The following is an 11,556-nucleotide window of genomic DNA, read 5'->3' as shown; positions in this document are numbered from 1 at the left end:
AGGGGATTTAACATCAAGGGTGAAGGCATTTTCGAAAATGCCTTCACCCTTGATGTTAAATCCCCTGATGTAAATCCCCCTGATGTCCCCTCCTGATATATATCAAAGCGGAGCGATGCTCCCGCCATGAACCTTTTTGAGCATAAAAATTCCAACGACTGATGCCGCAGCTTCAGCGACCGGAAATGCCATCCAGATCCCGTTCACCCCAATCACCTGTGACAGGATATAACTGAGGGGAAGGGTGATGACAAACTGTCTCAGCAGCGATATGACCAGAGATTCTTTCCCCATCCCCAAGGCCTCAAACGTGCCGGAATAAATAATGCCTATGGTGGAAACAAGGAATCCACAGCTGATAATCCTGAGGGCTGTAACGCCTGCGTTCAGAAGAGCCTCTTCCGCATCAAACATGGCGAATATCTGGGCGGGGAATATCATAGCGGCCGCCGTACCTGCCAGCATAATGGCGGCCGCCGTACAGAGGCTGTAACGGATCACACTCTTCACCCGGTCCATATCGCCGGCGCCGAAATTGAATCCGATGATCGGGCGCATTCCTTGTACAATGCCATTTGCAGGCATGTAAATGAAGGTCTGCAGTTTGAAATAGACACCTAAAACGGCAACGTAAATCTCTGAAAATCCGGCCAGCATATGGTTTAAAATGCTTATTAATATGGAAGGAAGCAGCAGCATGATGGAAGACGGAACGCCCACAGAATAGATCTGCCGGATAACGTCCTTATCAAAATGCAGGTATTGGGGGTGGATTGCCACCGGGAAATTCTTTCTGCGGACCAGATAAACCACTACATAGAGCAGAAATGCGGCAATCTGTCCGGTTACGGTTGCAATAGCGGCGCCCGTAATTCCCATAGCCGGAAAACCTAACAATCCAAAGATCAGTATAGGATCCAAAATAATGTTGATGATACATCCGGTTGCCAGCAGAATCATGGTGGCTTTCATGGCTCCCACGGCCTGGAAAATTTTTTCCATGGCGAGTTGAAGCAGGCAGCCGAAAGAAACGCACAACACGATATACGTATACTGGCAGGAAAGCTGCAGGGTTTGGGAATCCTTTGTAAATAAGGATAAAAATGGCTTTGTAACCAGCAGTCCGAAAATTAAGAACAAAACACATTGAACTGCCATCAGGGCCACACCGATGGTAGCCGCCCGGTTTGCCTTCTCCTGATTGCCGGCTCCCAAATAGATGGAAATAGCTGAACTGATCCCCACGCCTACGCCCACTGCCACGGATACCGTGATATTCTGCAGCGGAAATGCCAGGGAAACCGCGGTCAGAGCCTGGGTTCCAAGCCGTGAAATATAGATACTGTCCACAATGTTATATAAGGACTGAATCAGCATGGAAAGCATCATCGGCACGGACATGGACATTAACAGTCCGAAAATTGGACGGGTGCGCATAAAATCATTTGTCTGTTTCAAAGTTAATCCTCCTCGTTTTAATAGTAAAATGAAATACAATAATCAAATTCGAAATGAATTAAAATGTTTAGGACAAAAAAACGCCGGCCCCTGTTTGAATGCTGAAACAGGAAAACCGGCGGTTTATATATTCATTTGGAATTACTGATTGCTGTGAATTATACTAGAGTGTGTTTGAAAATTGCTTTCTGGCAGATGTGCGTCACAGTTTGCAGGAGATTTGTTCCGGACGAGGGAGGCGCAGCGGGCTACGTTGACCAAATTCGGGGCAAATATACCGTAAAGTGGGGCGTACAGATGACGGAAATGAATTTTCATACATACTCTAGCATGGGGAGAGCGGAATGTCAAGAATTAATATTTTTAGAAGATAGCCAAGAACTGATACCATTTTTAGAGGAGATAATGTATAATAAAAAAGTCAAAGCATTTTTACTTAAAAATATAAAGTCACAAAGGAAAAGGAGAATGTAGCAATGAAACAGGACATGATTGTTATTCTGGACCTTGGAAGTACAGAAAACACAGTGATCGCCCGGCAGATCCGTGACATGGGCGTATACAGCGAGATCCATCCCCATGATATTACAGTGGAAGAGTTAAACGCTTTACAGAATGTAAAGGGAATTATATTAAATGGCGGTGAAAACCGGGTTGTGGACGGAACGGCAGTTGACGTGGATCCTGCCCTTTATGACTGCGGCTATCCTATGATGTCCATCGATCATCCCACATCCAAATGCGGCCAGCAGCTTTCCGAACTGCCGGACGAGGATGTGTTAAAGGCATTTGTATTCGATACCTGTAAGGCAGAGCCTAACTGGAATATGAAGAATTTCATTGAAGACCAGGTGGAACTGATCAGAAAACAGGTCGGAGACAGAAAGGTGCTTCTGGCTTTATCCGGCGGAGTGGATTCTTCCGTAGTTGCAGCCCTGTTAATCAAAGCCATTGGCCAGCAGCTTTACTGCGTTCATGTAAACCACGGTTTAATGCGTAAAAATGAATCGGAAAGCGTTGTGGAAGTGTTCAGAAACCAGCTTCATGCAAATCTGGTCTATGTGGATGCTACAGAACGTTTCCTTGGAAAGCTGGCAGGCGTGGCTGATCCGGAAGAGAAGAGAAAGATCATCGGCGGTGAATTCATCCGCGTATTCGAAGAAGAGGCCAGAAAGCTGGAAGGAATTGATTTCCTGGGACAGGGAACCATTTATCCTGATATTATCGAAAGCGGAACCAAGACGGCTAAGATGGTTAAATCCCATCATAACGTAGGCGGCCTTCCTGAGGACCTGAAGTTTGAGCTGGTTGAGCCGTTAAAACAACTGTTTAAGGATGAAGTGCGGGCCTGCGGCGTGGAACTGGGACTTCCGGCCAATATGGTTTACCGTCAGCCATTCCCCGGCCCCGGCCTTGGCGTTAGATGCCTTGGAGCCATCACCCGCGACCGTCTGGAAGCCGTGAGGGAATCCGATGCCATTTTAAGAGAAGAATTTGAAAAAGCCGGTCTGAATAAAAAGGTATGGCAGTATTTTACCGTGGTGCCGGACTTTAAGTCGGTTGGCGTGAAAAATAACGCCAGATGTTTTGAATACATGGTGATCCTCCGCGCCATCAATACCATCGATGCCATGAGCGCGACCATTGAGCGGGTGGATTGGGATGTATTGCAGAAGATTACGGACAGGATTTTGGCGGAAGTGGAGAATGTGAACAGGGTTTGTTATGATATGTCTCCGAAGCCGCCGGCTACGATTGAATTTGAGTGAGTTTGTGGGTTGAAAGAACCTAGTATTTATGAGGACTTCAAACAAATTTGCTTAGTGTGTGGCAACGATTCGGCAACATTTGATACCAACTGATATAATGTGCGCGTACAATAAGCCAAGTGAATATGCAAGCATATTCACTTGGCGAATGTCGCGACAACGAAGTTATTTTACTTCAAATAGCAAAGAAAAACCTTACTGATTTTCAGTATCCAGAAATGGGAAAGGAAGTCGGTAAGGTTTTTTTGTGCTTATTTTTCTTTTTTTAATTCGCTTACAAGAAAGTCACTAAGTGCTTTCGAGGGTGCTTTTGCCCAATGATGAGAGTTGTCAAGTTCTGGATAGTTATAGCGCCATTGGTCGTATTCCTCATTGGTGATCTCGCCTTGTTCCAATTTGGCAGACATCTGTTGCCATGCCTGAAACATGTTGAACAGTGAAGCATAGTTGTCACGGTTGGACTTATCCAGACGCAAACAGAGTTCTCCATCTATTGAAACTAAACATATATGTTTGTGTGGAGTATAACACAGGCAAAAATGAATAACAATAAGAAACTAAACAAAAAGAGTTAATATTATTTGCAAACAACTTAACTTAACAGTAAATGTTTAGTAATATGATGTTATAAAACTAAAACAAATATGTTTAGGAAAAGAGAAATGATCTCGCAAAGAAAAACTTTCATTAGTATTCAGTAAGTTGCAGAAGAATTAGGAGTAACAAAATCTTATGCATTCAGAGTTGCCAAACAGCTCAATGAAGAATTAAAGCAATAGGGCTATCTTGTAGTAGCAGGCTGGGTAAATGCCTATTATTTCCATAAAAATATGTTACAACGAGCAGCACATTTAAATAATAATATGTGTAAATGAAGTAAAAAGTGGATATGAAAAAGCATAACAACTTAACAAAAGTGTTTATAAACATTTATGAACTTGACGAGTTAGAATAGTAAGCAGGGAGCCGGGAAGCCACTTAAATGGTGTGCTACCCGTCAAGTAGACATTTTAAATATCGAAAGGTTTTTGGCTTTTGCCGCCCGTAATAGGGCGGCATTTTTACGCTGCTAACATCATTTTTTGGTGATACTCTGTTGGTGTTAGTATTCCCAGCTTTCTTTGAACACGTTTGTTCGTGTAATAATTCATATAATCATGGGTGGCCGCTATCAGTTCTTCCTTCACTGCATACTTTTTCGTATAATACATCTCCCTTTTCATCAGGCCCCAGAAGCCTTCCATCGGTCCATTGTCAATACACTTTGCAACTCGTGACATACTTTGTCTCATACCTGCCTTCACTATTCTCTGGCGAAAATTGTTGCTTGTATATTGATAGCCTCTGTCTGAATGGAACAGCGGATGTACATCCGGATTTTCCTTTATTGCATAATCGAAGGTGTCAAATACCAGCGAATTGTCATTATGGTCGCTGATTATATAAGATACTGGTTTCTTATCACAAAGGTCAATGATGGCACTTAGATATATTTTACCTGCTGTCTCTGTACCAACCCCATATTTGAATTCTGTGACATCTGTTACCCATTTTTCATTCGGTCTTTCTGCCTCAAACTCACGGTTCAATATATTCTCTGCTACATAAGCTGGGTCGGATGCCGGTTTTGTACAGCAATTATGACGGCCTTTTACGATGGATTGGATCTTCTTTTTACGGCAGATGCGTAATACCCGTTTCTCGTTCACACAGATGTCTTCATCATGTTCGAGGGCATCCCGCAAACGCCGGTATCCCATATCTGGATGTTCTGTATGCATAGATTCGATTCTTTCAGCGATCCTTTTATTCAGCGCATCATTTAGGCTGTCCGTGTGATTCAGCCATTTATAATAAGCGGCACGGCTTACTCCCCCTAATCTGTACAACTCTATTACGGAATAACCGTTGTGTTCTCCTGTTAATTCCTTGATTGCAAGATATGCAGTTAAATGCCGTGTTCTTTCTAAAACCGCCTCCTCTCTATTTCTTCGAGTTTTTTAAGAAATCAATCTCCATCTGCTGCTTTTTATTTTCAGCTCGTAACATTCGGTTTTCAATCTGAAGACATTCCTGTTCCGATAAAGTCTCCTCAGATTTTGACTTGCCACGTCGGTCAACCAGTTTTTCCGCTCCACCGGATTGGTATTTTTTTACCCATGAATAAACCTGTCCGTAGGAAACCTGGAATTCTCTGGCGCTTTATGCATAATTATTATTGTTCGCAATACAATGCTCCACAATCCGTATACGTTCCTCTAATGTTGTTTTTCGTGTTGTATCTTTAACCATGTCAAATAATCCCTCCGGCCTGGAATCTATTAATTCTTCATGGTTATTATACATCATTACCCATTGTCTGACAGTAGTTGGTGCAAATATTTTGTATTCAGCTGCTACCGATTGATATGTCTTCCCTCCTGCAAGATAAGCGTTAACTACCTGCAGCTTAAACTCTGCCGAGTAATTAAGATTTGAATGGTTGGCAGTCAGATAAGCATCGCCAAACTATTTATACAATCTGCACCAGCTTCTTACGCATTTAGCATCTACACCATATGTCTGCCCCAGCCGGTAGCATGAGATTCCCGCTGCTTCGTGCTCTTGAATGACTTTTCTCTTAAATTCTTCATCATATATTTTCCTGGACATAGAAATGCTCCTTATATAGTAGATTTTTCATATTTCATCTGTCTACTATATAGGGAGCATATCAAAACAGCGGACTTTCCGGCTCTTTGTGTATAACGTAATACCCGATTAATTTACATATAGCAAGTTATAATAGGAAATGAAGAATTGCTAAAGACTGGTTTCTGTTTAGGTTATAGATATTAACACTCATATGGAACGATATTCCTCTGTTTTGAGATTGAACTTCTCGGCGGGATAAATCCCACTGTTATACAATCTTAGTAACATGCTTTTCATAAATAGCGTCTCTTTTACTAAAAGTATTTGAATGACATCCGCTAGATGTCAACTTATTTCATGATTTAGCATACAATAAAAAAATGACAATTAGTAAATGTCAAAAATAGGAGAGAACTTTATGTATAAAAATAAAGCGGGGGACGGTGGCAATAATATCTGCGGACAGAGGATAAAGGAAATCAGAGAGAAGATACCAGAAAAAACGTCACAAAGAAAGTTAGCGGATATGCTTCAAAGAGCAGGTCTGGACATTGATAAAAACGCTGTGCAGAGGATAGAGAGCGGTAAGCGGTTTGTGACGGATATTGAGTTGAAAGTTATTGCGGAAGTTTTGGGAGTGAGTTATCAGGATTTGCTAGATGATTAGAGGGGATTGTGATATGCTTGTAGAAGTTAAGAAAAGATGGGTCGTAATTTGAATTGGAAAGCCATAAGTTCTGGATAATAATTATTGAAACAATTTGAAGCTATTTATATTTCAGAAAGGATAGGATTAAATGTCTATAGAAGAGAAAAGAGAAAAATTAGAAAAACAGGTGGAAAATTCAAGGAAAGATATAAGAGCAGATAGAATGGATATGTCTTTTGGAGAAATTATGAATATGTATGAAGAAGGAGAATTGATAATTTCTCCAGAATTTCAGCGTGCTTTTAGATGGGAAAAGAGTACACAAACAAGATTCATAGAATCTTTAGTTTTAGGCATTCCAATTCCACCTATTTTTGTTGCAGAGACGAAAAAAAATGTTTGGGAACTAGTTGATGGCCTTCAAAGATTGTCTACAGTATTATCTTTTTTTGGTAAACTAAAAGATAAAGAGAAGAATAATCTTATATTAGAAGAAGCCTCTATTTTGACAGAATTAAGAGGGTTTACTATTGATAGTTTACCTCTCAATTATAAACTATTATTAAAGAGGGCAGTTTGCAGGGTGGAAGTTATAAGGTATGATAGTGAATTTGATATGAGATATGAACTTTTCAATCGACTAAATACAGGTGGAGTGCTTTTAAGTGAGCAAGAAATACGTAATTGCATTTTCAGACCTTATGATAACAAGTTCAATAATTTTATTCAGGAGTTGTCAAAGAAAGAGTATTTTACTAATATTATTAAAATACGAAAAGAAGATGAACAACGTATGTATGCTCAAGAATTAGTACTGCGATTTTTTACGTTGAAGAATTTTGGAACAACATTCGATAAAAATATACAAAAGCATATGGACAATTATATGCTCAAAGTTTCTAAGGGAGAGATAAACTTTAGGTATAAAGAAGAAGAGAGAATTTTTGAGCAGACATGTAATATACTGTATGGGTTAGAAGATAATATTTTTAAATTATCTACACTTAATTTTTCGACCAGTATGTATGATGCATTAATGATAAATATTGCATTAAACATAGAAAAAGTAAACAAATATACAGCAGATGAACTTTTAGATAGAATTAACAGTTTAAAGAAGGATAAGGGTTTTAGAAAAAACACTAATGCAGCAAGCAGTAGTAAGTATAGGATAAATAGTAAAATAGAAATAGCAGATAAGATTTTATTTGATTGAGGCGTTGGTCATGAATGCAAATGAGGAAACCTATTTAGATTTAATGCATGAATTAGAAGCTGAAAGAGATTGGAGGATAGCTGAACTTAGTAAAATTAAATTGCTTTTTAGAGAGATAAAGGAGATGAATATAAATGAGTATACTAGTGTATATTTGAAAATGACAGTTCCAATGGTATATGCACATTGGGAAGGATATTGCGTTGCTAGTTTCAAAATAATCATGGACTATATAAACAGAAAAGAAATGAATGCGCAACTAGTGGCATATAATATATTAACCTATGCTAATAATAAAACATATGATAAGTTGAAAGGTAAAAGCAGTTTTACGCAAAGAGTTGAATTTTCTAAAGAATTTATAGAAATTTTAAACGGTAATATTAGGATTGTGGGGAAATTAGATACAAAATCCAATTTGAATTATAAAGTATTACAGGAAATTATAAAAATTTTTAGAATGAATGAAGAAGGGCTTGAACAGTATGAATCGGAGTTAAACTTACTTGTGAATATAAGAAATGCTATTGCACATGGGGAAAATAGCAGAATGATAAATTTCGATAAAATGAATGCAAATATTGAACTTGTGACGAATTTGATTGATATTATGTTGCTGAAAGAAGTTCAATATATTCAAAATGAGTCGTATCTACTAGACTAATTTTGAATATATTTTGGCTCTAAAAATTTTGATTGACACAAATATGAGAGCAAAATTTGAAGAATACAGATAATAAATTCAATAAAAATCATAAAATAGTAGCCAGTTCAACCTAACCGCCGAGGTATTCGAGCAGTACGAGAATACATGGGGGTTTAAATGACAGGTAGTCCAAAGGACTGCCTGTCAATCATATGCTATTGAATAGAAAATATTGCCATGGATGAGAAGATAGTATTATAACTTAAGTGAAAAGTATAGTTCCTTTTTGAAAATAATATAATATAGACTTGAATGAAAAACTAAATTCCAGAGTCTTTATACCACAGAAAATATGCGGAATTAAATTTTGAACTTATCCCTTAACGATAGGACATTCTTGCTTTATAATGAATCTGTAGCACAACATTTGTTGCATTTACCGCATGCCAAAGGGGCATCTGAAAATAGGGTGCAAGACTAAATTCCACATGCCTCGGATGCAGCACTAAATTCAATGCAGTGAAATCTGCCTGTGCTTATACTATTTTATTTCAACAAATTTGGACTGAGCCTTACTTCATCTGGTGCGATGAACTCTAACTGAAGGGCATCATGAAGCTTTTTGTCCAGGAGCAGAAGGGACAGTTCATACGGGCTATGGCCGTTGAGACTGTCTATTTTCTCGCTGTTGATATGGTTCATCAGCTTATTAACCTGCCAGCCCGTCAGTTCATCAAAGCTGCTGCCCTTTGGGAGGACATAGCGGATATACTCATGATTCTTCTCACAGGCACCCTTTTGCCAGAAGCTGTAAGGGTCACAGTAATAGACGGTGGTGCTTGGGGCACCATTACAGAATTTCTCCATCTCGTTACGGGCTGAGAATTCAGCCCCTCCATCTGTAAGGGTGACGGGAAAGAGCCTCTTAAAGGCCTCCTTCCCCAGGACGTTCTCCAGCAAAACGAAAATTTTAAGAACACATTCCTGATCCTGACGTTCCAGCAGGAATATCAACATCAGATTACATCTGCGGAAAGTCATCGTAAGCAATGCCCTGCCTCCCTTCCGCCCTTCCACACAGTCCATTTCAACAACAGAAGTTTCCGGATGTGTTTTCATATAGGCCTGGAAGTCTTCATAGTTATGCCCCTTACGGTAGGAACGGTCTTTCAAACTGGCCGTAGTGGGTTTCTCGTGACTTCAGTCGTGATAGCAAGTTCACTATGATTACCCCACATTCCACCTGCTAATGGATTGTTTTTGATGTGAAGTCCTGTCCGGCGGCTTGGTATTAAAAGAACATGAAGCTGCAAATTGGCTTACGAAGGATAAGGTAGATTCTATTGAGTGGCTTCCGGCCGACATCACCCTGATCGATAAAATCAAGCATGTGTTGAACAAGGCGGTTTAGAGTGTGTTTGAAAATTCCTGTCATAAGCATAATCATTATGCGATGACAGGAATTTTTTGTTAAAGTCACGTTCTGCTGACCGCTGTCTGGAACTGTTGGTGAAATGTGCATCGGTGAAATATGCATGGATGAAATGTGCATAAAAGATAAAAGATACTTAAATAGTACAAGATAATACAATATTTTTAACACAACAAAAAATAATATAAAAAAAATCTAATACAAAATACATAAAAATATGAAAATAAAACTCAAAATAATGTTGAAAATAACTAAACACTGTGCTATAAATATTATATAACTAATATATATATCACTTATACTTTATTCACACGGCTGCGTTCACGCGGCCGAAAACTATTATTCAAACGTAAGGGAGGAAAAACGATGAGAAAGACATTTGCTACAACCCTGGCACTTACTGTTGCCGCTTCCATGATGTTATCCGCATGCGGAAGCGTATCCACCAGCAATCCTGCCACACCGCAGCCGTCTGAGACAGCCGCACCGGCCGGAGGAGGAGAGAGCGCAGCGAAAGCGGAATCGGTGAAAAAGGTAAAAGATCCCTACAATGACGAGATAAAACTTGGCTTCATTATCGATAATATCGGCCATCCGGTAGGAGCTGCATGGAAGACCGGTATGGAGCGTGAGGCAGAGGCGTATTCCAATATTACAGTTCAGTATTTTGATGGCAAGAGCCAGGCAGAGACACAGATTCAGCAGATGACGGATTTGATTAACCAGCAGTACGACGGCATTTTCCTTCAGGCGGCGGATTCAGCGGCCCTTGCTAATTCGGTAAAAGAGGCAGAGGCAGCAGGAATTCCGGTTATTACCCTGAACCTGGATGCGGATACCCCTCATACCGCATTAGTGGCAATGGTTGACTACGAAGCCGGAAGATTGGTGGCAGAGGCCATTGCAGAAGAATGCGGAGGCAAGGGAAATGTGGTAATCATCCAGGCATCTCCGGGCGCCAGCCGCGGTATCAACCTGGAAGCAGGATTTGAGGACGCTATGAAGAATTATCCGGATATGAAGATTCTGGATAAGCAGAGCGGCGAGTGGCTCACTGAGAAGGCAAATGAAGTAATGCGTGATTTCCTTACGAAATATGACCAGATCGACGGCGTATTCTGTGATAACGATGCCATGGCAGAAGGCGCTTCCCAGGCAGCAGAAGCTATGGGACGTCTGGAAGGAATGAGCATCTGGGGCGCTGACGGCGAGACAAAAGCGCTGGAATACATAGAGCAGGGCAAGATGACCGGAACCATTTATACCAACTGTTATGACCAGGGCGCGACTGCTTTCCGTCTCATGCTGTTTGCACTGAGCGCAGAGATTGAGCCCAGCCAGTTTAAGGAAACTCCTGTTGTTAAGATGGGACCGATTGTTGTGACGCCTGATACAGTAGGACAGATTTCGCCGGATATGCGCTGGTAAAGGGATATTATCATAGGGATGATTCTATTCACTGTCAGGGAATGAAAAATCGGGAAGACTAGATTGCTTTCTGACAGATGTGCGTCACAGTTTGTGGGAGATTGGGGCCAAATGAAGGGCGCATAGAGGGCTATGTAACCTGAATTTGGCCCAAATATACCGCAAAGTGGGGCGTGCAGATGACGGAAATGAATTTTCAAACACACTCTAGCGTGCAGGCACAGCAATATTCCTATAGCACAATATAATTAGAAAAACAAATAACACCGGGGGATGATACACTGGCGGATGGTACACTTTATGCGCGGCAATACATAAAGCGGA

The 11,556-nt window shown here is 40.5% G+C and carries 12 protein-coding genes and 3 pseudogenes; 8 read left to right on the top strand and 7 right to left on the bottom strand.

The window, feature by feature from the left end; genetic code table 11:
* Window positions 1-102: 102 nt before the first annotated feature.
* Window positions 103-1,458 carry an MATE family efflux transporter gene (locus GPL15_RS09110; RefSeq protein ID WP_215698196.1) on the bottom strand — a complete coding sequence of 452 codons (1,356 nt, stop codon included), beginning with the start codon at window positions 1,456-1,458 and terminating at the stop codon, window positions 103-105.
* Window positions 1,459-1,599: 141 nt separating this feature from the next.
* A complete protein-coding gene (locus GPL15_RS27960) occupies window positions 1,600-1,776 on the bottom strand; it encodes a DUF6783 domain-containing protein (RefSeq protein ID WP_346344934.1) in 177 nt (58 codons plus the stop codon).
* Here GPL15_RS27960 and GPL15_RS27955 point away from each other — a divergent pair.
* Window positions 1,693-1,932 (top strand): annotated as a pseudogene (locus GPL15_RS27955) (DUF6783 domain-containing protein); the annotation flags it as partial. The gene GPL15_RS27960 and the pseudogene GPL15_RS27955 overlap by 84 nt on opposite strands.
* Window positions 1,933-1,934: 2 nt before the next feature.
* Window positions 1,935-3,227, top strand: coding sequence for a glutamine-hydrolyzing GMP synthase (guaA, locus tag GPL15_RS09105; protein ID WP_215698194.1), 1,293 nt, complete (start codon window positions 1,935-1,937; stop codon window positions 3,225-3,227).
* Window positions 3,228-3,478: 251 nt separating this feature from the next.
* On the opposite strand, the gene GPL15_RS09100 is transcribed toward guaA, so the two are convergent.
* On the bottom strand, window positions 3,479-3,703 hold the full coding sequence (locus GPL15_RS09100) for a hypothetical protein (protein WP_346344925.1): 225 nt from the start codon (window positions 3,701-3,703) through the stop codon (window positions 3,479-3,481).
* Window positions 3,704-3,889: 186 nt separating this feature from the next.
* Between GPL15_RS09100 and GPL15_RS27370 the strand changes: the two are divergent.
* A pseudogene (locus GPL15_RS27370) lies at window positions 3,890-4,082 on the top strand (DNA-binding protein).
* Window positions 4,083-4,288: 206 nt separating this feature from the next.
* On the opposite strand, the gene GPL15_RS09095 reads toward GPL15_RS27370, so the two are convergent.
* Window positions 4,289-5,161: an IS3 family transposase gene (locus GPL15_RS09095; protein WP_346344933.1), complete on the bottom strand. Its 873-nt coding sequence runs from the start codon at window positions 5,159-5,161 to the stop codon at window positions 4,289-4,291.
* A gap of 574 nt (window positions 5,162-5,735) precedes the next feature.
* Window positions 5,736-5,879, bottom strand: coding sequence for a hypothetical protein (locus GPL15_RS27355; RefSeq protein WP_252198228.1), 144 nt, complete (start codon window positions 5,877-5,879; stop codon window positions 5,736-5,738).
* A gap of 400 nt (window positions 5,880-6,279) precedes the next feature.
* On the opposite strand from GPL15_RS27355, the gene GPL15_RS09085 reads away from it, so the two are divergent.
* The 3 genes from GPL15_RS09085 to GPL15_RS09075 all read left to right on the top strand — a co-directional run bounded on the left by GPL15_RS09085 (window position 6,280) and on the right by GPL15_RS09075 (window position 8,390).
* On the top strand, window positions 6,280-6,528 hold the full coding sequence (locus GPL15_RS09085; protein WP_215698192.1) for a helix-turn-helix transcriptional regulator: 249 nt from the start codon (window positions 6,280-6,282) through the stop codon (window positions 6,526-6,528).
* Between the two features lie 130 nt (window positions 6,529-6,658).
* Complete coding sequence (locus GPL15_RS09080) at window positions 6,659-7,726, top strand: DUF262 domain-containing protein (protein ID WP_215698190.1); 1,068 nt, start codon at window positions 6,659-6,661, stop codon at window positions 7,724-7,726.
* Window positions 7,727-7,736: 10 nt separating this feature from the next.
* The gene (locus GPL15_RS09075; RefSeq protein WP_215698188.1) at window positions 7,737-8,390 is read left to right on the top strand and encodes an MAE_28990/MAE_18760 family HEPN-like nuclease; all 654 of its coding nucleotides are present in this window, start codon (window positions 7,737-7,739) and stop codon (window positions 8,388-8,390) included.
* Between the two features lie 528 nt (window positions 8,391-8,918).
* Here the strand turns inward: GPL15_RS09075 and GPL15_RS09070 are convergent.
* Window positions 8,919-9,422 (bottom strand): hypothetical protein, encoded by a 504-nt coding sequence (locus tag GPL15_RS09070; RefSeq protein ID WP_252198227.1) that lies wholly within the window; start codon window positions 9,420-9,422, stop codon window positions 8,919-8,921.
* A 748-nt stretch (window positions 9,423-10,170) separates the two neighbouring features.
* Here GPL15_RS09070 and GPL15_RS09065 point away from each other — a divergent pair.
* Window positions 10,171-11,232 (top strand): sugar ABC transporter substrate-binding protein, encoded by a 1,062-nt coding sequence (locus GPL15_RS09065; RefSeq protein ID WP_215698186.1) that lies wholly within the window; start codon window positions 10,171-10,173, stop codon window positions 11,230-11,232.
* A 122-nt stretch (window positions 11,233-11,354) separates the two neighbouring features.
* On the opposite strand, the pseudogene GPL15_RS27950 reads toward GPL15_RS09065, so the two are convergent.
* Window positions 11,355-11,438 (bottom strand): annotated as a pseudogene (locus GPL15_RS27950) (DUF6783 domain-containing protein); the annotation flags it as partial.
* Between GPL15_RS27950 and GPL15_RS27945 the strand changes: the two are divergent.
* Window positions 11,412-11,480 (top strand): hypothetical protein, encoded by a 69-nt coding sequence (locus tag GPL15_RS27945; RefSeq protein WP_346344932.1) that lies wholly within the window; start codon window positions 11,412-11,414, stop codon window positions 11,478-11,480. The pseudogene GPL15_RS27950 and the gene GPL15_RS27945 overlap by 27 nt on opposite strands.
* The last annotated feature ends 76 nt before the right edge of the window (window positions 11,481-11,556 follow it).

Source organism: Clostridium sp. MCC353, assembly GCF_018785315.1.
Lineage (GTDB): Bacteria > Bacillota > Clostridia > Lachnospirales > Lachnospiraceae > CHH4-2.
Note: the sequence above shows the minus strand (reverse complement) of the source record. Positions and strands in the feature narration are given on the sequence as shown.